Here is a 22,848-nt window from a genome sequence, read left to right as displayed (position 1 = left end):
AATAGGTATGCTTTTTAATCCCCGGATCCGCTCCTTTTTTCATGGGCTAATCCGTTTTTGGGTGTTTTGGGCGGTTTTTGGGCTTTCCCAAACGGCCTTCAGGGCATCTTTGCACCTTGAAAAAGGCCTTTTTTGCTGTTTTTGCTGTTTTTCTTTGGGCCGGTTTTGATAATGGAGTAGTGGTTGTGGTGGTGTTTTGGGCGGCCAAGGCTGTTTTGGAGGTATTGGGCTTAAAAAAGTTTGTGTTGTAACGTTCGGGTTTTCAGGGTGGTAAAAAAAAGATTAAAAAAAGATGAAAAAAAGGTTAGGAAATGTAAAAAGAGTTGCTACTTTTGCACCCGCAATCAGCAAGAAGTTCATTAAGAAATCTGAAAAAACAAGTTTAAAAAAACTTTGAAAAAAGTTAAAAAAAGATTTGGATTGTAAGGGATAAAGATTTTATCTTTGCCACCCGCAAGTAGGGTAGTTCTTTAAAAATAATGAGGTCAAAACGGGATGAAAATTTTCTCAAAAAAAGTTTCAAAAAGTTTTGGTAATTAAAAAAAAGAGTTCTACTTTTGCACCCGCTAATCGAATGAGAGGCGACAGAAAATAAGAAGACACGTTCATAGACATATTGAATTGACAGCCGTTTTTAGACAGAGATGTTTAGAGACAAATAAAAAAGAGAGTAAGAGGAATCGTAAGATTTTAATTAAAGCTAGCGTCGTTAAAATATTAAAAATATACGATGAAGAGTTTGATCCTGGCTCAGGATGAACGCTAGCGGCAGGCTTAACACATGCAAGTCGAGGGGTAGTTATCTTCGGATAATGAGACCGGCGCACGGGTGCGTAACGCGTATGCAATCTACCTTGTACAGGGGGATAGCCCAGAGAAATTTGGATTAATACCCCATGGTATAATTGAATGGCATCATTTGATTATTAAAGTTCCAACGGTACAAGATGAGCATGCGTCCCATTAGCTAGTTGGTGTGGTAACGGCACACCAAGGCAACGATGGGTAGGGGTCCTGAGAGGGAGATCCCCCACACTGGTACTGAGACACGGACCAGACTCCTACGGGAGGCAGCAGTGAGGAATATTGGTCAATGGGCGCAAGCCTGAACCAGCCATGCCGCGTGCAGGATGACGGTCCTATGGATTGTAAACTGCTTTTGTACAGGAAGAAACACTCGGACGTGTCCGAGCTTGACGGTACTGTAAGAATAAGGATCGGCTAACTCCGTGCCAGCAGCCGCGGTAATACGGAGGATCCAAGCGTTATCCGGAATCATTGGGTTTAAAGGGTCCGTAGGCGGGTTTATAAGTCAGTGGTGAAAGCCCATCGCTCAACGATGGAACGGCCATTGATACTGTAGATCTTGAATTATTAGGAAGTAACTAGAATATGTAGTGTAGCGGTGAAATGCTTAGAGATTACATGGAATACCAATTGCGAAGGCAGGTTACTACTAATGGATTGACGCTGATGGACGAAAGCGTGGGTAGCGAACAGGATTAGATACCCTGGTAGTCCACGCCGTAAACGATGGATACTAGCTGTTCGGAGCAATCTGAGTGGCTAAGCGAAAGTGATAAGTATCCCACCTGGGGAGTACGTTCGCAAGAATGAAACTCAAAGGAATTGACGGGGGCCCGCACAAGCGGTGGAGCATGTGGTTTAATTCGATGATACGCGAGGAACCTTACCAAGGCTTAAATGTAGATTGACAGGACTGGAAACAGTTTTTTCTTCGGACAATTTACAAGGTGCTGCATGGTTGTCGTCAGCTCGTGCCGTGAGGTGTCAGGTTAAGTCCTATAACGAGCGCAACCCCTGTTGTTAGTTGCCAGCGAGTCAAGTCGGGAACTCTAGCAAGACTGCCAGTGCAAACTGTGAGGAAGGTGGGGATGACGTCAAATCATCACGGCCCTTACGCCTTGGGCTACACACGTGCTACAATGGACGGTACAGAGAGCAGCCACTGCGCAAGCAGGAGCGAATCTACAAAACCGTTCTCAGTTCGGATCGGAGTCTGCAACTCGACTCCGTGAAGCTGGAATCGCTAGTAATCGGATATCAGCCATGATCCGGTGAATACGTTCCCGGGCCTTGTACACACCGCCCGTCAAGCCATGGAAGCTGGGGGTACCTGAAGTCGGTGACCGCAAGGAGCTGCCTAGGGTAAAACTGGTAACTAGGGCTAAGTCGTAACAAGGTAGCCGTACCGGAAGGTGCGGCTGGAACACCTCCTTTCTAGAGAATGACGCCTTTTGGTTATGCTTTGGATTTTTTTTACTCTCGCTGTTAATTCAAATAATATTAAAGCAAAAAACAGAGTCTCGTAGCTCAGCTGGTTAGAGTACTACACTGATAATGTAGGGGTCGGCAGTTCGAGTCTGCCCGGGACTACTTTTTGAAGCTTTAGAAGGAAATTCTGGAGGTTGAGTGGCCGTTTGAAGTACTGTTAACTGAAAACTGTTAACGAAACACTGGAAAACGGGGGATTAGCTCAGCTGGCTAGAGCGCCTGCCTTGCACGCAGGAGGTCAACGGTTCGACTCCGTTATTCTCCACTGGTCTTTTTGGTAAAGACGAAAGTTCATTGACATATTGAGATAAAAAAACATTTAAAAAGTAGAAAGAACACAGATTGTTGTTATTTATAGTAACAATCGAAAGTACAATAAGCAAAATAAGGGCGTATGGGGGATGCCTAGGCTCTCAGAGGCGAAGAAGGACGTGATAAGCTGCGAAAAGCTACGGGGATTGGCACACACGAATTGATCCGTAGATATCCGAATGGGGCAACCCGGCATGTTGAAGACATGTCACACCGATAGGTGGGCAAACCCGCTGAACTGAAACATCTAAGTAGGCGGAGGAGAAGAAAACAAAAGTGATTCCGTAAGTAGTGGCGAGCGAACGCGGATTAGCCCAAACCAGAGTTGTTACGGCAATTGTGGGGTTGTAGGACCACGACATTTCTTGCGGATTGAATTAGAACTACCTGGAAAGGTAGACCATAGAGGGTGATAGTCCCGTATAAGTAAGAGAAGATAAGGATAGTGGTATCCTGAGTAGGGCGGGGCACGTGAAACCCTGTCTGAATTTGGCGGGACCATCCGCTAAGGCTAAATACTCCTGAGAGACCGATAGTGAACCAGTACTGTGAAGGAAAGGTGAAAAGAACCGTGAATAACGGAGTGAAATAGATCCTGAAACCATACGCTTACAAGCGGTCGGAGCCCTTTCGTGGGGTGACGGCGTGCCTTTTGCATAATGAGCCTACGAGTTAACGTTGCTGGCAAGGTTAAGTGATTAAGTCACGGATCCGTAGCGAAAGCGAGTCTGAATAGGGCGCTTTAGTCAGTAGTGTTAGACGCGAAACCGTGTGATCTACCCATGGGCAGGATGAAGCTGTGGTAACACATAGTGGAGGTCCGAACCGGTTGACGTTGAAAAGTCTTCGGATGACCTGTGGGTAGGGGTGAAAGGCCAATCAAACTCGGAAATAGCTCGTACTCCCCGAAATGCATTTAGGTGCAGCGTTAGTTATAAAGTTATATAGAGGTAGAGCTACTGATTGGATGCGGGGGCTTCACCGCCTACCAATTCCTGACAAACTCCGAATGCTATATAATGTTCACTAACAGTGAGGGCTTGGGTGCTAAGGTCCAAGTCCGAGAGGGAAAGAACCCAGACCATCAGCTAAGGTCCCCAAATGTATGCTAAGTTGAAAGAACGCGGTTTGTCTGCATCGACAGCTAGGATGTTGGCTTGGAAGCAGCCATTCATTTAAAGAGTGCGTAACAGCTCACTAGTCGAGCGGACGAGCATGGATAATAATCGGGCATAAGTATACTACCGAAGCTATGGATTTGTATGTAAATACAAGTGGTAGGGGAGCATTCTAACAGGGTTGAAGGTGTATCGTAAGGTATGCTGGACCGGTTAGAAAAGAAAATGTAGGCATAAGTAACGATAATGCGGGCGAGAAACCCGCACACCGAAAGACTAAGGTTTCCGCAGCTATGCTAATCAGCTGCGGGTTAGTCGGGTCCTAAGGCGAACCCGAAAGGGACAGTCGATGGCCAACGGGTTAATATTCCCGTACTACTTATAATTGTGATGGGGTGACGGAGTGATGAAAGTACCGCGAACTGACGGAATAGTTCGTTAAAGCACCTAGCTATAGGCTCAGTAGGCAAATCCGCTGGGACTGGTGAAATGCGATAGTACTCGGAGGCTTCGGCCAAAGAGATAGTGTACCTAAGGGCTTCCAAGAAAAACCTCTAAACTTAGATTATAAGTACCCGTACCGTAAACCGACACAGGTAGTCGAGGAGAGAATCCTAAGGTGCTCGAGAGATTCATGGCTAAGGAATTAGGCAAAATAGACCTGTAACTTCGGGAGAAAGGTCGCCAGCGCAAGCTGGCCGCAGTGAAGAGGTCCAGGCGACTGTTTATCAAAAACACAGGGCTCTGCAAAATCGTAAGATGAAGTATAGGGCCTGACACCTGCCCGGTGCTGGAAGGTTAAGAGGAGATGTTATCTTCGGAGAAGCATTGAATTGAAGCCCCAGTAAACGGCGGCCGTAACTATAACGGTCCTAAGGTAGCGAAATTCCTTGTCGGGTAAGTTCCGACCTGCACGAATGGTGTAACGATCTGGACACTGTCTCAGCCATGAGCTCGGTGAAATTGTAGTAACGGTGAAGATGCCGTTTACCCGCAGTGGGACGAAAAGACCCTGTGCACCTTTACTATAGCTTAGTATTGGTCTTGGATAAGTGATGTGTAGGATAGGTGGGAGACTGTGAAATGGCGTCGCCAGGCGTTGTGGAGTCATTGTTGAAATACCACCCTTTGCTTATCTGAGGTCTAACCCCTGAATCAGGGGGACATTGCTTGGTGGGTAGTTTGACTGGGGTGGTCGCCTCCAAAAGAGTAACGGAGGCTTCTAAAGGTTCCCTCAGCACGCTTGGTAACCGTGCGTAGAGTGCAATGGCATAAGGGAGCTTGACTGAGAGACATACAGGTCGATCAGGTACGAAAGTAGAGCATAGTGATCCGGTGGTTCCGCATGGAAGGGCCATCGCTCAAAGGATAAAAGGTACGCCGGGGATAACAGGCTGATCTCCCCCAAGAGCTCATATCGACGGGGGGGTTTGGCACCTCGATGTCGGCTCGTCACATCCTGGGGCTGGAGAAGGTCCCAAGGGTTGGGCTGTTCGCCCATTAAAGTGGCACGCGAGCTGGGTTCAGAACGTCGTGAGACAGTTCGGTCTCTATCTACTGTGGGCGCAAGAAATTTGAGTGGATCTGATTCTAGTACGAGAGGACCGAATTGGACTAACCTCTGGTGTATCTGTTGTTCCGCCAGGAGCACTGCAGAGTAGCTACGTTGGGAAGGGATAAGCGCTGAAAGCATATAAGCGCGAAACCCACCACAAGATGAGATTTCTTTTAAGGGTCGTGGAAGATGACCACGTTGATAGGCTATAGATGTAAAGGCAGTAATGTCATAGTCGAGTAGTACTAATAACCCGTAAGCTTATGTACACGCTTGTCCCGTCTTCGGACGGGGCAGCAAACTTTCTAAAATATGATTTTTATCTCAGTATGTTAAGATATTTACAGCGAATGCTGTAGTCCTATCCTGCCATAGCAGGGAATGACTTAAAACTTAAGGTGGTTATTGCGGCGGGGCTCACCTCTTCCCATCTCGAACAGAGAAGTTAAGCCCGCCTGCGCAGATGGTACTGCAATCCTGTGGGAGAGTATGTCGCTGCCTTTCTTTAGAAAGTCCTTCACTTTACGTGAAGGACTTTTTTGTTTTAGATACTTTTCAAAGCAAAAACACCTTTTTACAGTAAATCCCGGGTGAGGGATAGCAGCGGAAATCCTTTTAGGGCTCCTTCAGCCATAAAAGATTGAAGCGAATAGCCCGGCCCGAAGGGACAACCCCATAAAAATAAACGGAAATTGTAAAATATATTCCGGATTCAAATTATGATTTAGGGAATTTCTTTATTTTTGAGGATAACACAATAGGAATTGTATGCCGTGGATTATACTGGAAGACCTTTGGAGACGAACAACGAATCCTCAAATATCGGATAGTTATGCTACTTGGGATATGGAAATTGAGATGTTGTACCGATTGGGGATTAGCATGGAAGATACGCTTCGATTCCTTCATTTTGAAAAGCCTGTTTTTGAGGACTTTAAAGGTTGGATAGAGAAGAAAAAAAAGGAGGTACTATATCAGGAACAATCATCGGACGAAAAAATACTTACAGAACAGGACCTTGCTTTTTGGAACAAAAACGGTTATATCGTGATTAAAAATGCGATTTCGAGGCCGGAATGCGAAGCCACGCAACAGGCTATTTGGGATTTTTTGGGAATGTGCTCCAATAAAAAGGAAACATGGTATAAACGGCATGAAGAACAAAAGGGGCTGATGCTTGGTTTTTCGGACCACGTTACATTAAACAACAATCGGCAATCCATGCGGATCCGCAAAGCTTATGAGCAATTATACGGCACTACATCTTTATACAAAACTATTGATAAAGTTAGTTTTAGCCCTCCCGAAACGCAAGAATTCCGGTTTTTAGGAAGCGGACTTCATTGGGATGTCAGTTTAAAACAGCCTATTCCTTTTGGTTTACAAGGCTTATTATACCTGACGGATTGTGGTAGAGAAGAGGGTGCCTTTCATTGTGTGCCCGGTTTTCACAACAAGATTGAAAAATGGATGCTGGATTTGGCACCGGAGGAAAATCCCAGGGAAAAAGCATTACATTCTCTAAAACCTGTTCCGGTAATTGGCAATGCAGGTGATTTTATCATCTGGCATCAGGCATTGCCGCACTGTGCTACTCCAAATAACGGAATTTCACCGCGAATGGTTCAATACCTCACGTATTTGCCGGATAATTACAAATCTTCTTCTGAATGGATTTAAATAGTTAAAAAACAAATAGAATTTTCCCTTCTTTCGAAAATTATTCCAATAAAAAAAGCCCAGCATACCACTGGACTTTTCTTTTTATTTTGAAGGATTTCTCGGTTTATTTAACCAAACCTCTTGAAATTACAATACGCTGGATTTCTGACGTTCCTTCGTAAATCTGGGTGATTTTGGCATCACGCATCATTCGTTCTACATGGTATTCGCTTACATAACCATTTCCTCCATGGATTTGCACCGCTTCGATAGTAGTGTTCATCGCTGTTTCTGAAGCAAACAATTTAGCCATAGCACCTGAATGCGAAATATCCTGTCCTGCATCTTTTTCAGAAGCCGCTTTGTAACACAACATTCTTGCAGCCGTGATTTGGGTTGCCATATCCGCTAATTTAAAAGCGATAGCCTGATGTTGTATGATCGGTTTTTTGAAAGCAACTCTTTCCTGGGCATATTTCAAGGCTAATTCGTAAGCGCCCTGTGCAATTCCCAACGCCTGTGAAGCAATCCCGATACGCCCTCCGTTAAGGACAGCCATCGCGAAATTGAACCCGAATCCGTCAGCGCCAATCCTGTTTTCTTTAGGTACTTTTACATCAGAAAACATCAAAGAATGCGTGTCAGACCCGCGGATTCCCATTTTCTTTTCTTTTGGGCCGATAGAGAAACCTTCCCAGCCTTTTTCCACAATAAAAGCATTGATCCCTTTATGTCCTTTTTCGACATCGGTTTGGGCAATTACGATATAAGTTGAAGCAGTGCCACCGTTTGTGATCCAGTTTTTGGTACCGTTTAACAAATAATAGTCTCCTTTATCAATAGCTGTTGTTTTTTGCGAAGTCGCATCTGAACCCGCTTCCGGCTCTGATAAACAGAATGCACCGATAACTTCCCCTTTTGCCAACGGCACCAGGTATTTCATTTTTTGTTCTTCGTTGCAATATTTTTCCAATCCGGCACAAACCAAAGAGTTGTTTACCGACATCACCACAGCAGCTGAAGCATCGATTTTTGCAATTTCTTCCATTGCTACTACGTAAGAAACGCTGTCTAATCCGGAACCTCCATATTTTGGGTCAACCATCATACCTAAGAAGCCAAGTTCAGCCATTTGTTTTACTTGTTCTGTTGGAAATTTAGAATGTTCGTCACGTTCTATAACGCCTGGCAATAATTCAGCCTGAGCAAAATCTCTTGCCGCCTGTTGAATCATTAACTGTTCTTCGCTTAAATTAAAGTTCATTGTATTTTGTGTTTTGTTTGTAAGTCCTTTAAAAAGTTTCCAAATATAGTCCATAAATATCAAATTTTCAAAAGGATTGCCTAATTTTAGCCCATGCAAAACAGAACCTATAATGTTGTTGGCGTGATGTCGGGAACTTCGCTTGACGGAGTAGATCTGGCACATATTTATTTTACGGTGGAAAACGGGAAATGGCATTTTCGGATCCTGGAAAGCACAACGGTTCCTTATACGGAAGACTGGGTAAACCGTTTGAAGCAAGCGGTAGATTTCCCAACAGAAGAACTGATGCTGCTGAACGAAGAATACACAGCATTACTGGCCGGGATCATGACTGATTTCATCCAAAAATATGATTTGAAAGACCTTGATGCCGTATGTTCGCACGGGCATACGATTTTGCACCAGCCACAAAACGGTTTTACCCTTCAAATTGGGAACTTACCCAAAATAGCCCATCTGATCGGCCAAAAAGTAGTTTGCGATTTTCGTGTCCAGGATGTAAAATTAGGCGGACAAGGCGCTCCGTTGGTTCCGATAGGCGACAGGATCCTATTTTCCGCTTTCGATTATTGCCTGAATCTTGGTGGGTTCTCAAATGTTTCCTTTGAAGAAAATGGCAACAGGATCGCTTTTGATATTTCACCGGTAAATACTGTCCTGAACTTTTATGCCAATATCCTGAATTTGAAGTATGATGACAAAGGAAAGGTTTCCAGGACAGGAAATGTTTCGCAAGAGCTGCTCCGGGAGTTGGACAATTTGGATTTCTATCGAAAAAAACATCCCAAATCGCTTGGATTCGAATTTGTAAAAGAAATAGTTCTTCCTATATTGGAAAAACATGCGGTTCCGATTGAGGATAAATTAAGGACATTTACCGAACATATTGCTTTCCAGACCGCTTTGGCACTGCCGCATAAAACCGGGAAGCTTTTGGTGACGGGCGGCGGAGCGTATAATGATTTCCTGATGGAACGCATGGAATTTTATTTGCCACAGATGGAAATCGAGATCCCGGACCCCAAAACCATCGAATTTAAGGAAGCCTTGATTTTCGCGCTTTTAGGGGTTTTGAAACTCAGGAATGAAGTAAATGTTTTGGCAAGTGTTACCGGTGCGGAAAAAAATCACAGTTCTGGGGTTATTTGTGAAAAATAAAAACATTTTTACGACGTTATACTTTTTCACATTGCGTAAAAAAGATTAATTTTGCGCAAAATTTAAAAACCCCATTCTTATTATGAAAAAAAGTTTATTGTTTTTGTTTTTCATCCTTCTATCTTTTTCATCCTCAGTAGTTACTGCTCAGACAGAATTTAATGTAGACGGTGTTATTGTTCCGAGGAAAATTGAATTTAAAGGGAATACTTTACAGCTTAACGGCTTTGGAACACGTTCAAAAATGTTCATGGAAGTATACGTTCAGGCTTTGTACCTGACCATGGTTTCACAGAATCCTGACGACATTATGGAAAGCAATACGGACATGGCCATCAGGATCCAGATTACCTCTTCAATGGTTTCTTCAGGAAAACTGACAAAGAACCTGCATAACGGATTTGAAAAATCATCAGGAGATGCCATCGATGCTTTGCGTCCTAGAATTGAGCAGTTTAAAGCGATGCTTAGTGATAAAATCGTCGAAAAAGATGTTTTCAACTTGATATACAACCATCTTGATTCTTCTGTTTGGGTATACAAAAACGATGTGCTGAAAGGAATTGTTCCTGGATTTGATTTTAAAAAAGCGCTTTTTGGCATCTGGCTTTCCAATAAACCGGTAGACGATGACCTTAAAAATGAATTGTTGGGCAAAACCGAGTAAATCTTAAGGGTTGCGTTTGGCAAACTCTTCCGTATGAAACAAAAAAGGCTCGCGTATTTCCTCATTGTCCTATTGCTGATAGCGGCAGGGCTATTGTCACGAAAAACGGCATTCATACCGCTGTTTTTTGGAGATATGTTATACGCGATGATGATTTTCTTTGTTTTCAGAATGTGCTTCCTACAGTTTTCAGGCTTCAAAATTGCATTTATTTCGTTGCTCTTCTGTTATTTGATAGAAATTTCCCAATTGTACCAGGACATCTGGATTGATACAATCAGAAAGACCTTTTTAGGCCACTGTATCTTGGGGCAGGGATTTTTATGGAGTGACTTAATAGTGTACGCCTTCGGGATTTTATGTGCCTTTTGGGTCGATAAAAAGAGGTAGTTATAATCAGGATTTGGTTAAATATTTTCTTTTTATAAAATCTCAAATCTTTTTTAAGTTTATATTTGCGCTACTAAAAACATACAATACAATAAAAAAACAGTAATGAAAGATTTATTAAAAAAATTCGAGAATAAAGAACCTGAAGTAGTATTCCATTGGAAAGACGCCGAAACTGAAGCGGAAGGATGGACAGTGATCAACTCTTTGCGTGGCGGAGCTGCAGGTGGAGGGACGCGTATGCGCAAAGGTTTGGATATGAACGAAGTTCTTTCATTAGCCAAAACGATGGAAGTGAAGTTTTCTGTTTCGGGGCCGGCTATCGGCGGGGCGAAATCAGGCATCAACTTCGATCCGAACGATCCTAGGAAAAAGGGTGTTTTACAACGTTGGTACAAAGCCGTTTCACCGTTATTGAAGAGCTATTACGGAACCGGAGGCGATTTGAATGTGGATGAAATCCATGAAGTGATCCCTATGACGGAAGAATGTGGTGTATGGCATCCGCAAGAAGGTGTTTTCAACGGCCATTTCAAACCAACTGAAGCAGATAAGATCAACCGAATCGGGCAATTGCGCCAAGGGGTTGTAAAAGTGATCGAGAACACGACATTTTCACCTGATGTGAACAGGAAATATACGGTAGCCGATATGATTACAGGTTACGGTGTGGCACAGGCGGTACGTCATTATTACGATATTTACGGCGGGAATGTTGCCGGCAAGAAAGCGATTGTCCAAGGTTTTGGAAATGTTGGTTCTGCCGCTGCGTTTTATTTAGCCGAAATGGGAGCCAAAGTAGTAGGGATTATCGACAGGGACGGAGGCCTGATCAATGAAAACGGATTCACGTTTGAAGAAATCACAACCCTTTTCCTAAACAAGGACGGTAATAAACTTGTGGCAGACAATATGATCCCTTTTGAAGAGATCAATGCTAAAATATGGTCTATTGGTGCAGAAATTTTCACGCCATGCGCCGCGTCAAGGCTTGTAACCAAAAGCCAGGTGGACAGTATGGTCGCTTCAGGGTTAGAGGTAATTTCCTGTGGTGCAAACGTTCCTTTTGCAGACAAGGAAATTTTCTTCGGGCCTATCATGGAAGAAGTAGACAGTAAAGTGAGCTTGATCCCTGATTTTATTTCCAATTGCGGAATGGCACGTGTTTTTGCCTATTTCATGGAGAAAAAAGTACAAATGACAGACGAGGCCATCTTCAATGATACTTCGGAAATTATAAAAAATGCCATTCAAAAAGCGCATGCCTTAAATCCTGACAAGAAAAACATCAGCGCTACGGCATTTGAAATCGCTTTGAAGCAATTGGTATAATTTTTGCCGATAGTTTTCAGGATACATAACAAATTTATACTATTTTCGTTATAATTGTTATAAGTACAAAATTATGGAAACAGTGATATCAGCAGCAGACAAGAGAAAATCATTTCTAATGACAGTAGTGATTTATGCCTTGTTGCTGCTGATATTGTTTTTTATACGATTCTGGCCGCCTTCCAATACTACGGAAATGCTTTTGGCCGGAGGTGGCGGAGGCGGAGGTGTTACCGTAAATTTTGGGGATAGCGATGTAGGTTCAGGTGCTGATTATAAAAGCGAAGTCCTGAATGTGAAAAACCAGACAAAACAAGTGGCTGCTGTTAGCGAACCGGACGATCAGATCATTGCACAGGAAAATTCCACAGAAGAAAGTGTTGTAGTGGAGAAGCATGAGAAGGTAAAAAAGCCGCAAGTCACTGTTAAAAAAGAAATCAAACCGGTGGTTGAAAAACCGAAAGTCAACAAAAATACCAACGATGCCTTATCGAGTATCTTAAACGGAAGCAATAAAGGTGGTGATGGAGATGACAAGCAAGGTGGCAATAAAGGAAAAACAAACGGAAGCTTAGGTTCCAGCGATTATTACGGGAACGGCGGTTCCGGAGGTGGGACAGGCGGCGGAAACGGGACAGGCAATGGTACAGGAACCGGAGCGGGTTCAGGATCCGGGTCTGGCGGTGGTTCCGGAAGCGGAAGCGGCGGCGGAATAGGGTATTCTTTAGGAAACAGGAAAGCACTGTCCAAACCGGCACCGAAATATACCTGTAACGAATCCGGAAAAGTAGTTGTAGAAGTGCGTGTAGACAGAAACGGTAATACGGTAAGTGTTCTTCCCGGTGTTAAGGGAACGACCAACACGGCAAAATGCTTGCTGGACCAAGCCAGGATTGCAGCTATGAATACCAAATGGCAAGCCAGTGATGACGCTCCCGAGACACAAGTGGGGAAGATTATCTACAGTTTTAGCTTGAATTAGATATTTACTTTAAGAAGCAAGATTTTAGCCCTGGTTGCAGCGGCGTCTTTTTATAAAAAATCCCCACTAATCAATGGGGATTTTTATTTTTTGTATAAAAGATTGGTTTCTATCGCGCTATCAGAAAACAGGATTGACTCCTGATTATGATTTATTTCGCGCTGGTGGCGATTACGAATTTTAAATTGTTCCGAACACCTATTTGGAGTACATCCACTAAATCCTGCACCTGAAGATTGTACGGGATACGGACCACAACCGCCTGGTCTTTCGCGCCTGCCATTTTGGTTAAAAGGGTCGATTCGAGCTGGTCAAAGGCCACTTCCTGTTTGTCCAAATAGAATTTCTTGTCTTCCGTAACGGAAAGCGTAATGTTTTGCTTATTTGTCTTTTCGTTGTTTTTGGCTTTCGGCAGCGTCATTTTGATTACATTCGGGTTTGCCAATGTGGAAATGATCAGGAAAAACAAAAGCAAAAAGAACATGATGTCACTCAAAGATGACGTAGCAATTTCCGCATGGAATCGTTTATTTCGCTTAATTTGAGGCATTTGGTCTTTGAATGATATTAACAAATTCTAATACATGGCGTTGGATGTTCAGCGAAAAACTGTCAATTACACCATTGAACAAATGGTAAGCCGAATATGCGATGATACCTACCAATAACCCGGCACCACTACTGATCATTTTTTCATATAATCCGCCGGAAATGTTTCCGATACTGATATTTTCGGTGATGGAAATGCTGTAGAAAATTTTAATTACACCGCCAATGGTTCCAATAAAACCTAATGTTGGTGCAATACCGGCGATGAGTCCCAAATGGCCCAGGCGCCTTTCCATCTGCCCGATTTCGATATTGGCTACCTTTTCCATATTCGATTCGATTTCGGCAATAGGCCTTCCAATGGTGTGAACCCCTTCCTTAATTACATTTCCCGAAGCGGTAGTGTCTTTTTCAGCAGTCGCGATAGCCAGGGCAATATTCCCTGAATTCAGGTGGATCCTGAGGTCTTTCATTAAATGCGTATCGTATTTTGTGTGTTTCTTAAGGTAAATGAAACGTTCGATAATGACATAAATCGTATAAAACAACAGCAGGGAAATAGGGATTAAGAAAATCCCACCTTTCATAATAAAACCTAAAACAGAAATTTCGGTATTTGTCGCAACGTTTTGGACTACGGCACCTGCTGCCTGTGTAATCGTATCATTTTGGGCTTGTAAAAAAAATCCAATCATATATTATATCTTAAGTACTTTATTTATATTAAAAAAAATTATCTCAATTTTGCACTAAAGATAAATTTCTATACTATAATAAACTAAAAAAACGCCAAATTATTTTGTACGCAACATAATTTTTCGATAGAAGGGATTGCCATGAATTACCAACAGACATTAGATTGGATGTTTGCCCAGCTGCCTATGTACCAGCAGCAAGGCGCGTCCGCATATAAGAAAGATTTGACCAATACGGTTTTGTTAACCAGCCATTTGGGCCATCCTGAAAAGAAAATTAGGACCATCCATGTGGCCGGAACCAACGGCAAAGGTTCTACTTCTTCCATGATTGCTTCGGTTTTGCAGGAAGCCGGGTATAAAGTAGGATTGTATACTTCTCCGCATTTAAAGGATTTCAGGGAACGTATCAAAATTAACAATGCCAAAATCCCGGAAGGTTTTATTGTTGATTTCATGGCCGATAATAAGTCTTTTTTTGAAAAGAACCAATTGAGTTTTTTCGAAATGACCGTCGGACTTGCTTTTGATTATTTTGCGGCAGCAGCTATTGATGTAGCTGTAATCGAAGTTGGCATGGGAGGCAGGCTGGATTCTACCAATGTTATTACGCCCTTGGTTTCTGTCATAACGAATATCGGATTTGACCATACCCAGTTTTTGGGAGATACGCTGGAAGCCATCGCTTTCGAAAAGGCTGGCATTATCAAACCGGGCATCCCAGTGGTTATTGGTGAATATACGGATCAGACAAAAAAAGTTTTCCTGGAAAAAGCATCGGAATGCCAGTCGGATATTTATTTTGCTTCCGATTTGATTACCGAAGAATATCCAAGTGCTCTGTTAGGGAATTACCAAAAACACAATAAGAAGGCTGTAGCGCAGACTGTAGCGGTTTTGAGGGATTATTTCAACATTTCTGAAGAACACCTGAAAAGAGGTTTGCTCAATGTGGTCAGTAATACCGGTTTATTGGGGCGCTGGCAGCAAATCCATTCGGACCCGAAAGTGATCTGCGATACGGCACACAACAGCCATGGACTGAAAATAGTGCTCGACCAGATCCAAAAGGAAGAATTTAAGCAATTGCATGTCGTTTTGGGTGTCGTAAACGACAAAGACCTGGACGATATATTGCCATTATTCCCTAAAAATGCCTTTTATTACTTCTGTAAACCGAATGTTCCACGCGGATTGGAGGCAAAAATTTTACAGCAGAAAGCGATGGAGTTTGGTTTGGATGGAAAAGTATTTGATTCTGTTTCAGAAGCTTATAGTCATGCATTGCAAAAAGCAGCCCCAAAAGACTTTATTTATATAGGAGGAAGTACATTTGTTGTTGCAGAAATTGTGTAAATAATTTTGCAGAAGTGAAAAATACCTTTATATTTGCACCCTGATTGATGGAAACATCAATTGATAAAAGGGCGATTAGCTCAGCTGGTTCAGAGCACCTCGTTTACACCGAGGGGGTCGGGGGTTCGAACCCCTCATCGCCCACCACTTTTATCAAAACATACTGATAATACCAAGAATTATCGGGCGATTAGCTCAGCTGGTTCAGAGCACCTCGTTTACACCGAGGGGGTCGGGGGTTCGAACCCCTCATCGCCCACTGTGAGGGATAACAGAAATGTTATCCCTCTTTTTTTGATATATAAGATATCCCTTTTCCTCCATTTTACTGGCATTATGAGAAAATATCTCCATCATTGTAGGTGTTCGATATATACCATCTTGGTAGTACAAGTTGCCATCGAACACCATGTTTACAAATTGACGTTTTTGCAAAACATCTAATTTTGTATAAACATGCCTGATATCACCCATTAAATCCAAGTTGTTATCTAGAACCTCAAAAGCTTTACCTTGATTTGTACTGAATCTTTCTATTGATGCAGTAAGTGTTAAGATATGATCACTATAGGTAGAATACCATCTTTCGTAAGTGTCTTTATTTATTTCATCTTTAAACCATTTTTCTTCTACCTTGTTTAATCTCTGCTGTACTTCGTCAAGTTCATGCCTTTTGTCTGCTACTTTTTTCTTGTTTGCTTTTACTTCCTGTTCAATTGAAGCGTAAGATCCAGCCCTTATTTCCTTAATTTTCCTTTCAGGAACGCTCATGAGATTGCAGGCATTTAAAAACTGCTCATGTGCTTTTACAGCACTTATGTTGTTATGCTTCGAATGCTTACATTTATAATAGTAAAAATATTTTCCAGATTTACCACGAGAAGGAGCACCTGTCAAAGGAGTTCCACAGTGGCATTTTACAACACCTCTCAACGGTATTTCTTCGTCTACAGTTACTTTTACCTTATCGACCTTCTTCATTTTGGATTGTACCATTGTCCATGTAGTCTTATCAACTATCGGTTCATGAATAGCAGGAAAAAGACCTCCCGGCAGATCCTTGAAAGGTTCAACTCTGACAAGTCCTGCATAAACAGGATTTGCCAGCACGCGGTCAATGGCCATGTTGCCTTTCCTGTCAAATCCTGTTCCATACGCGATTTCTTTGATTTTATATAATGGTACATCACGTAGGAACATATCATAAATATTTCTTACCACTTTGGCTTCTATTTCATTTACTTCAAGATGTCGCTGTTTTCCTTCTCCAACCTTAGTGTAGCCGAAAGGTTTTTCTCGGGTAAGGAAACGACCTTCTTTAGCACGGGCAGTATAAAGCCCGCCACGCACTTTTATACTCCTATTGATATTATCCTCTTCAGCAAGCAGTAATTGTAACCCTGCCCTGAAAAAGCTTCCCGGTGTGTCATAATCAAAAACGATCCCTTCAGTTACACTGATAATCTGAATACTATATTTTTTCTGGAACTGCTTTACCATATTCATGGCCTCGCCCGCATCCCTGCTGAAACGGTCAAGCTGATCTACAAGGAGATAATCTACAGATTTATAATGTTTCGCTATAAATGTCTGCAGTTTTATAAAATCCGGACGATCAAAAGTCTTCGCACTTTTCCCTCTGTCGATAAAGGTATCTACCAATTGTATATTATTATACTGTAAGTATTGATCAGTATATAATTCCTGTCTTTCAATAGAGCCGTTGCTTTGCCCCAACTGGCTAAACCTTAAATATCTAATCGCCCTCTTCATATAATTCTTTTAATGTTAATGACACCATAATTTCAATCATGAAATTTACGAATTTTTGTTCTTTTTCCCTTTCTAAATCTTCATAATTTTTTGATATAATGTCATCATTTTCAAACTGTTCATCCTTTAACTTTTCCATATCAAATATTATTAAACTTAATTAAGATAACGCGTTTCTCATAGTATCAAAACGAATTTAAAATACAATTAAGCATTTCCTCTTTTTTTTGCTTTTTATGGAACAAGCTGACTGCATTTGGCTTAGTTAAAAGTTTAAAGCACTGGAAATATTTATTTTTTAAGATGCTTTAATTCAAATTCCTCTGTAAGCTGTATTATCTTTTTAGATAAAACAACTAATTCAATTGTCTGTTTTTCCAGTTTGTACAGATATGCTGAAGCTTTTTTTTCGGAAAACTTTTGATATAGAATCTTGACAACCTGATTGTAATTTACCCCGACAGCCCTAAACTGGCTATAAAAAGAGGTCAGGCGCATGTAATAATCTATTGTAGCTTTATCGATCTTTACTGTTTTTATCCCTTTTTGAAAAACGCACGCTGTAATAAAGTGCGCCATTACATGCATCCCTGAAGTCTCAAAAAGAGTCAGGAAGCGGGCATTTTCTTCCTCAGTAAGACTGATGGAATAACGGTGGACAGCGGGATCAATCTTGGTTGGCCTGCCTCCTTTATGCGGGTTCTTTTTTTCTTCACTTTCCATGAGTCCATTTTTCGTATTATTTAAAACCCAATATATTTTATAATCGGCACTTACACTCCAATTTGGAAGTGCTTGGAAGCGCTTGGAAGCATTTGGCTTATTTGTTTCCTAACACTGCCTTAAACCTTTAGTATTGGACATCCACTGTCAAATAGAGCCATCAGAGGACACTCCAAAAGAGCATGCCTTTTTCAGGATTAATTTTCTGAAAAACATGAAATTATGCTCTACAAAGAAACAGTTACCCAAGAGATGTGGGAACTCCTCCAAAGACTTATGAAAGATGAAAAATTGAAAGAACATGTACTGGTCGGAGGTACGGCGCTAGCCCTACGATTAGGACACCGCTTATCGGTGGATATAGATCTTTTTACGACAAAAAATTTTGATTCGCAGATGATACTCAAATATCTGCATAATACTTACGGTGTAAATGAAGAGGAAAGCCAGTTCTTCCCAAATACCGTTCTTACCTACATCGATGATATAAAAGTCGATATTGTTACCCATGATTACCCTCTTCTGAATTCTGTGGAAACAGTTGAAGGAGTCCGCATGATTTCCAATGAAGATATTGGAGCAATGAAACTCCACGCAATTCATCAGAGCGGTAACAGATACAAGGATTTTGTCGATATGTACTTTATGCTTGAACAAGAACCCTTAAAGTTCTATCTTCAAGCCTATCAGAGAAAATATGATAAAGACCCGTATTGGGCTTCAATAGGTCTAAATACATATGACAAGATTACCACCTTTGAAGGCGTAGATGTGCTAAAAGAAAAAGAGCAGAACTGGAAAAACATTCAAAAACGGTTGGAACTGGCAGTAAAAAATCCTTTGTATAAATTTAAATCAGAAAGACAAGATTTACCGATTAACCCCAACAAAAAGAAAGGTTTTCGCAGGTAATTCAGCAGAAATTGCTTATATTTGATACTAACCTTATTGAAAAACAATGAAAGCATCAGTTAAACATATACCTAATCTTCACCCTAAATTCTTCTGGGATTTTAGATTCGACAGTATTGACTGGGATGGAGGATATAAAATGGTAATTGCCCGTATTATTGAGCGTGGAGGTCATGATCAAATTGACGAAATCGTCCGTTTTTATGGTCGTGAAAAAGTAATTACAGCTGTTCGTGACGAGATTTCCTTTCTTCCCAACTATGCCATTGAAAATGCCCTTAAATTCTTTCCCGAACTCAAAAGAGAAGACATGTACTGCTATTTGAACCGTAAAGACAAACCGTATCACTGGATTTAATCCTGCCCCTTAAATTTATTAAACACGAATTTCTTTTTACTTTATATTTTTCCAAAGAAATAAAAAAGAAAACGAAGGTATGACGGGCTGTTCTCAGTCTGGCAAAAAGACTTCGGCATAATGTCTTGCTCGTACCTCGCAATCCACCCTTCGGGACTTATTCCGATTCCTTTTGGCCTGACTGCATCCCGTCCTGTAAAATGGCTTTCTTTTTCTTTTTTCCGGTTTTTCTGTTTTCTTTTGGAATAATATATTTTTTGGGGTTTGAGCAGGCTAAATCTCATGTACAATTATGCTTGAAAATTTACTTTTTTTGTAGTGAGTGATTATATGACTACAGGCGTGCAGATTAGCATACATGAAAACATGCAAGCGTACAAACATGCAAACGTGAAAACATGCAAACGTAAAAGCATGAAAGCATACAAACATGAAAGTGTGCAAACATGAAAGCGTGCAAACGTACAGACGTGAATGCATGAATGCATGAATGCACAAACTACCATTCCCGAAATCTATACTCTCTTATTTATTAATATCACTGAAACACGCTAACTGCAATAGGATTCTTTTCAGATATAAGGGACATCGGCGGGCAGCCTTCAAGGCTGCCGAAATTTATTCGCATTCTTAATTATCGAATCGAATTCCGATAATTCCTGTTCTTAAAAATGGTTTAAATAACATTACCTCTACCATTACAAAAAGAAAAAAAGGGTATCAACCCTTTTCACTTAAATCCATTCCTAAAAAGTTGTCGCGGGACAACTGCAAGTTGTGTTTTGAGCTGCTTGAAATACTTTCCGCAGCTCAAAACCACTTGCCCTTGCAGGGGGCAGTAAAAAACTCCAAAGTCGTTTTTTAATTAGTTACTATTTACCATTCAGAATTTTTTCAATGTCTGAATATTTGTAAAACATAAGACCACCAATTTTAGTAAAAGCGAGCGTGCCATTTATCCGTAAATTTTGCAAAGTGCCGGCAGAAATATTCAGCATTTTTCGGACTTCATAAGATTTTAGCCACTGCTTTCCCTGTTGTGATTGAGGTTTAATGAGTTGTTTTAAATCATTCAAAAGAAGATTTCTGAATTCGTTTAAATCTTCACGGGTGATAAGATCGATTACCATAATAATATAATTTTTAGATTGTTGTAATACAAAATTATATAGTTCGAAGAGGTTTAATTCACGAAAGGAAATGTGTTGGAAACGATTTATCGAGATATGTGGTTATTTTTGTTTTCATTTGGCCTCTTTATATTTGAATCTTAAATCCACCATTCAGTATAAATCCGTCTGTTGGTGTATAGACTTCCCTAAATTGTGGATTTTGAATTGTCCCTGAATACATATTTTCCCATTTCGATTGACGATTGTCCAAAAAGTTTTCAAGATTTAAAAATACACTAAAATGCTTAAACCTGTATTCTCCTGAAACACCCATGACCCAATAGTCCCTAACTTTTTCATTAGTTGTCAAATATTGATTTCCAACATAAAAAACTTCGTAAGCGATTCGTAATTTTTCTTCCCATTCATACATCAAATTAGCATTTATCCTATGTTTTGCCGTTAATGGATTGATGGTTGAATTATTATCAAAATCTCTCTGCGCGTCGATGTAAGTGTAACCAATGTAACAGGAAATATCTTCAAAGCGAAGTTTTATGTTTGTTTCAAATCCTTTGGTTTGAATGTTTCCGTTGGCATTTTCAAAGGCGTAATGTGTAGAAAATGGAACAGGGTTAATAACTAACGGATTTTTGATAATGGTGTAAAAGAACATTTGATTTATGGCAAAACTGACTTCATCAAAAAGGATAGTTTTATAATTAACATCTCCATTTAATCCATATGATTTTTCAGAACTCACTTTTGAAAAATCAAGCGGGTCTATATTTTGAAATGATTTTTCTTCAGTTTCTTCTGAAAAAATGGTTGGTGATTTATAACCTAAACCACCGCCAAATCTTGAAGATAATTTTTCATTGATTTTATACAATAATGACAAGCGAGGCAGGACAAAAATATCGCTTCTGTTTGTAATGTCTAAGCGTAAACCACTTTCTAAAATAAATTTTTCACTGATGTTCAGATTGTTTTGAGCAAAAATACCAAATGCAGCATTGTAATAATCTAACTTGTTAGCTGTTAAATTCATTTGTTTGAAGTTGTCCGAAACTAAATTTGCTCCCAAGTTCCATTCTGATTTTTCGTTTGGAATCAGATAATTTGCTTCTGTAAAAGTAGCTATTTGCTGTCCCTCAAAATTATATGCTTGCTTTTCTATTTTTCGGTTAAAATACCCAATACTATTTTTAATGGTCAATATATTTTTATTATCAAAGGTCTTTTCAAACTTTAACTGTGTTGAATATCGGTTGCTATTGTTTCGCTCAAAAAAAGTATGTGTAGCATCTGTATTGTTGCCAATCACTAGCATATCACCCCCTAATCGTTTCTCAAATCCTGCATTTACACCTAAACTAAAGATTGTTTTTTCATTCGGATAATAGAAAAACTTAGGGTTTATGGTATATCTGTCAAATTTTGGTATATCTGAAAAGCCGTCATTATTCACATCATAAGCATTTTGGGAATTGCGAGAAACATACATTGTAAGTCCTGATTTTCCATATCTTTCTGCATAAAAACCGCTTAAATCCAATGCCTGTGTTTGATTGATATTGGCTAAAAACGAAATTTCTCTTTTCTCGGTTGGTTCTTTTGTTATCAGGTTTATTAATCCTGCAATTGCTCCACCACCGTATAGCGTGGATGTGGAGCCTTTGATAACTTCTACACGTTTTAAATTGAGTGGTGGGATCTGTAAAATGCTCAAACCGCTTGCAAAACCCGAATACAAAGGGAATCCGTCTTGCAAAAGCTGTGTATATTTTCCATCCAAGCCCTGAATACGGATACTTGCACTTCCAGAAACTTGAGATGTTTGCTGGGTTTGAATACCTGTACTCTCGGTGAGTAACATTTTAATATTACCGGGTTGCATGGAAGATTTTTCATCTAATTCTCCCGCTGCAATAGTCTCAATTCGGGTAGGAATATTTTGGATGGTCCTGCTGCTTCTGGTTGTTGAAGTAATCTTTACTTCTTCGAGTTCTTCCGATGTTGGCTCTAAAAATATTTCTATAGTGTCATTTTGAGGAAATACAATAGTTTTCTCTTTTTTGCGATAACCAATAGAATTAAAAACAATAGTTTGCTTTCCGCTTGGAATATTTTCGATTACTACAAGTCCTTTTTCATCGGATGCAGAACTGCTATTAGTTCCCTCTAGAAATACGGAAACATTTGCAATTGCTTCTTTTGTTTTCTCATTTTTGATATTTGCCTTTAAAGTGTTCTGTGCAAAAATTAAATTTAGATTTAAAAGAAAGAATAATAGGAATAGAATTTTATGTTTATTTTTTGTTATGTTTTTCATTTATAAGTTTATTTTAAAAGTACTCCAATGAAATTAGTCATAGGGATATAGAAAAGTTCTCTCTAATGTTTTATTTTGATTTTAAATTATAGCAATAGATCCTTTTGTCGCACAAGAATTTGGCAACAAAAGAGTTCCTGAATAATTAAATCAAATTAATAATGACGCGTAAAGAATATAACGCTTCTGCGGAGGCTGAGAGAATTTATTCTGGTAATTATTTGTAGTTATTTTAGAAATAACCACAGGGTAAAAGGCAATTTGAGGTTGAAAATTAGATTCAACAGCGTCTACTAT

The 22,848-nt window shown here is 40.4% G+C and carries 18 protein-coding genes, 4 tRNA genes and 3 rRNA genes; 16 read left to right on the top strand and 9 right to left on the bottom strand.

Features of this window, described 5'->3' with window-relative positions; translation table 11 throughout:
• The first annotated feature begins 727 nt into the window (after positions 1-727).
• The 6 genes from E4635_RS05375 (at position 728) to E4635_RS05350 (ending at position 6,960) form a co-directional block, all read left to right on the top strand.
• Positions 728-2,241 (top strand): 16S ribosomal RNA (locus E4635_RS05375).
• An 82-nt stretch (positions 2,242-2,323) separates the two neighbouring features.
• Positions 2,324-2,397, top strand: a tRNA-Ile gene (locus tag E4635_RS05370).
• A gap of 89 nt (positions 2,398-2,486) precedes the next feature.
• Positions 2,487-2,560, top strand: a tRNA-Ala gene (locus tag E4635_RS05365).
• A 108-nt stretch (positions 2,561-2,668) separates the two neighbouring features.
• Positions 2,669-5,549 (top strand): 23S ribosomal RNA (locus tag E4635_RS05360).
• A 125-nt stretch (positions 5,550-5,674) separates the two neighbouring features.
• Positions 5,675-5,784, top strand: a 5S ribosomal RNA gene (rrf, locus tag E4635_RS05355).
• Together the 16S, 23S and 5S rRNA genes with 2 tRNA genes alongside form the textbook arrangement of a ribosomal RNA operon.
• A gap of 264 nt (positions 5,785-6,048) precedes the next feature.
• A complete protein-coding gene (locus E4635_RS05350) occupies positions 6,049-6,960 on the top strand; it encodes a phytanoyl-CoA dioxygenase family protein (protein ID WP_135525586.1) in 912 nt (303 codons plus the stop codon).
• A 106-nt stretch (positions 6,961-7,066) separates the two neighbouring features.
• Here the strand turns inward: E4635_RS05350 and E4635_RS05345 are convergent, their stop codons facing one another.
• Positions 7,067-8,206: an acyl-CoA dehydrogenase gene (locus E4635_RS05345; RefSeq protein ID WP_135525585.1), complete on the bottom strand. Its 1,140-nt coding sequence runs from the start codon at positions 8,204-8,206 to the stop codon at positions 7,067-7,069.
• Between the two features lie 93 nt (positions 8,207-8,299).
• Here E4635_RS05345 and E4635_RS05340 point away from each other — a divergent pair, with 93 nt between their 5' ends.
• From E4635_RS05340 to E4635_RS05320, 5 genes are all read left to right on the top strand, one after another.
• On the top strand, positions 8,300-9,367 hold the full coding sequence (locus tag E4635_RS05340) for an anhydro-N-acetylmuramic acid kinase (RefSeq protein ID WP_135525584.1): 1,068 nt from the start codon (positions 8,300-8,302) through the stop codon (positions 9,365-9,367).
• 82 nt (positions 9,368-9,449) lie between these two features.
• A complete protein-coding gene (locus tag E4635_RS05335; protein ID WP_135525583.1) occupies positions 9,450-10,034 on the top strand; it encodes a chalcone isomerase family protein in 585 nt (194 codons plus the stop codon).
• Positions 10,035-10,067: 33 nt separating this feature from the next.
• On the top strand, positions 10,068-10,424 hold the full coding sequence (locus E4635_RS05330; RefSeq protein ID WP_135525582.1) for a ribosomal maturation YjgA family protein: 357 nt from the start codon (positions 10,068-10,070) through the stop codon (positions 10,422-10,424).
• Positions 10,425-10,529: 105 nt separating this feature from the next.
• On the top strand, positions 10,530-11,756 hold the full coding sequence (locus tag E4635_RS05325; protein WP_135525581.1) for a Glu/Leu/Phe/Val dehydrogenase dimerization domain-containing protein: 1,227 nt from the start codon (positions 10,530-10,532) through the stop codon (positions 11,754-11,756).
• A 73-nt stretch (positions 11,757-11,829) separates the two neighbouring features.
• Complete coding sequence (locus tag E4635_RS05320; protein WP_135525580.1) at positions 11,830-12,738, top strand: energy transducer TonB; 909 nt, start codon at positions 11,830-11,832, stop codon at positions 12,736-12,738.
• 151 nt (positions 12,739-12,889) lie between these two features.
• On the opposite strand, the gene E4635_RS05315 is transcribed toward E4635_RS05320, so the two are convergent.
• Both E4635_RS05315 and E4635_RS05310 read right to left on the bottom strand, forming a co-directional pair.
• Positions 12,890-13,288 (bottom strand): ExbD/TolR family protein, encoded by a 399-nt coding sequence (locus tag E4635_RS05315; protein WP_135525579.1) that lies wholly within the window; start codon positions 13,286-13,288, stop codon positions 12,890-12,892.
• Entirely contained in the window at positions 13,275-13,982 is a 708-nt protein-coding gene (locus E4635_RS05310) for a MotA/TolQ/ExbB proton channel family protein (RefSeq protein WP_135525578.1), read from the bottom strand. Before E4635_RS05310 ends, E4635_RS05315 begins: the two co-directional genes overlap by 14 nt.
• Before the next feature lie 141 nt (positions 13,983-14,123).
• On the opposite strand from E4635_RS05310, the gene E4635_RS05305 reads away from it, so the two are divergent.
• From E4635_RS05305 to E4635_RS05295, 3 genes are all read left to right on the top strand, one after another.
• A complete protein-coding gene (locus E4635_RS05305) occupies positions 14,124-15,338 on the top strand; it encodes a bifunctional folylpolyglutamate synthase/dihydrofolate synthase (protein WP_135525577.1) in 1,215 nt (404 codons plus the stop codon).
• Positions 15,339-15,407: 69 nt separating this feature from the next.
• Positions 15,408-15,485, top strand: a tRNA-Val gene (locus E4635_RS05300).
• A gap of 37 nt (positions 15,486-15,522) precedes the next feature.
• Positions 15,523-15,597: transfer RNA gene (locus tag E4635_RS05295), tRNA-Val, on the top strand.
• Here E4635_RS05295 and E4635_RS05290 read toward each other — a convergent pair.
• From E4635_RS05290 to mobA, 3 genes are all read right to left on the bottom strand, one after another.
• On the bottom strand, positions 15,588-17,111 hold the full coding sequence (locus tag E4635_RS05290) for a recombinase family protein (protein WP_135525576.1): 1,524 nt from the start codon (positions 17,109-17,111) through the stop codon (positions 15,588-15,590). The genes E4635_RS05295 and E4635_RS05290 overlap by 10 nt on opposite strands.
• The gene (locus E4635_RS15715) at positions 17,095-17,250 is read right to left on the bottom strand and encodes a hypothetical protein (RefSeq protein WP_169630204.1); all 156 of its coding nucleotides are present in this window, start codon (positions 17,248-17,250) and stop codon (positions 17,095-17,097) included. Before E4635_RS15715 ends, E4635_RS05290 begins: the two co-directional genes overlap by 17 nt.
• Before the next feature lie 152 nt (positions 17,251-17,402).
• On the bottom strand, positions 17,403-17,834 hold the full coding sequence (mobA, locus tag E4635_RS05285) for a conjugal transfer protein MobA (RefSeq protein ID WP_135525575.1): 432 nt from the start codon (positions 17,832-17,834) through the stop codon (positions 17,403-17,405).
• 222 nt (positions 17,835-18,056) lie between these two features.
• Here mobA and E4635_RS05280 point away from each other — a divergent pair, with 222 nt between their 5' ends.
• Both E4635_RS05280 and E4635_RS05275 read left to right on the top strand, forming a co-directional pair.
• Entirely contained in the window at positions 18,057-18,746 is a 690-nt protein-coding gene (locus tag E4635_RS05280; protein WP_135525574.1) for a nucleotidyl transferase AbiEii/AbiGii toxin family protein, read from the top strand.
• Positions 18,747-18,792: 46 nt separating this feature from the next.
• Positions 18,793-19,104, top strand: a complete 312-nt coding sequence (locus E4635_RS05275; RefSeq protein WP_135525573.1) for a DUF6922 domain-containing protein — start codon at positions 18,793-18,795, stop codon at positions 19,102-19,104.
• Positions 19,105-19,145: 41 nt separating this feature from the next.
• Here E4635_RS05275 and E4635_RS05270 read toward each other — a convergent pair whose 3' ends face one another.
• The 3 genes from E4635_RS05270 to E4635_RS05260 all read right to left on the bottom strand — a co-directional run bounded on the left by E4635_RS05270 (position 19,146) and on the right by E4635_RS05260 (position 22,551).
• Positions 19,146-19,388, bottom strand: a complete 243-nt coding sequence (locus tag E4635_RS05270; RefSeq protein WP_135525572.1) for a hypothetical protein — start codon at positions 19,386-19,388, stop codon at positions 19,146-19,148.
• 588 nt (positions 19,389-19,976) lie between these two features.
• The gene (locus E4635_RS05265) at positions 19,977-20,234 is read right to left on the bottom strand and encodes a helix-turn-helix domain-containing protein (RefSeq protein ID WP_135525571.1); all 258 of its coding nucleotides are present in this window, start codon (positions 20,232-20,234) and stop codon (positions 19,977-19,979) included.
• Between the two features lie 127 nt (positions 20,235-20,361).
• On the bottom strand, positions 20,362-22,551 hold the full coding sequence (locus E4635_RS05260) for a TonB-dependent receptor (protein ID WP_135525570.1): 2,190 nt from the start codon (positions 22,549-22,551) through the stop codon (positions 20,362-20,364).
• Positions 22,552-22,848: the final 297 nt, after the last annotated feature.

The sequence above is a fragment of the Flavobacterium humi genome (genome assembly GCF_004745595.1).
In the GTDB taxonomy this organism is placed as follows: domain Bacteria; phylum Bacteroidota; class Bacteroidia; order Flavobacteriales; family Flavobacteriaceae; genus Flavobacterium; species Flavobacterium humi.
The sequence above is the reverse complement of the archived record's forward strand: the minus strand, read 5'-3'. Positions and strand labels throughout refer to the sequence as shown.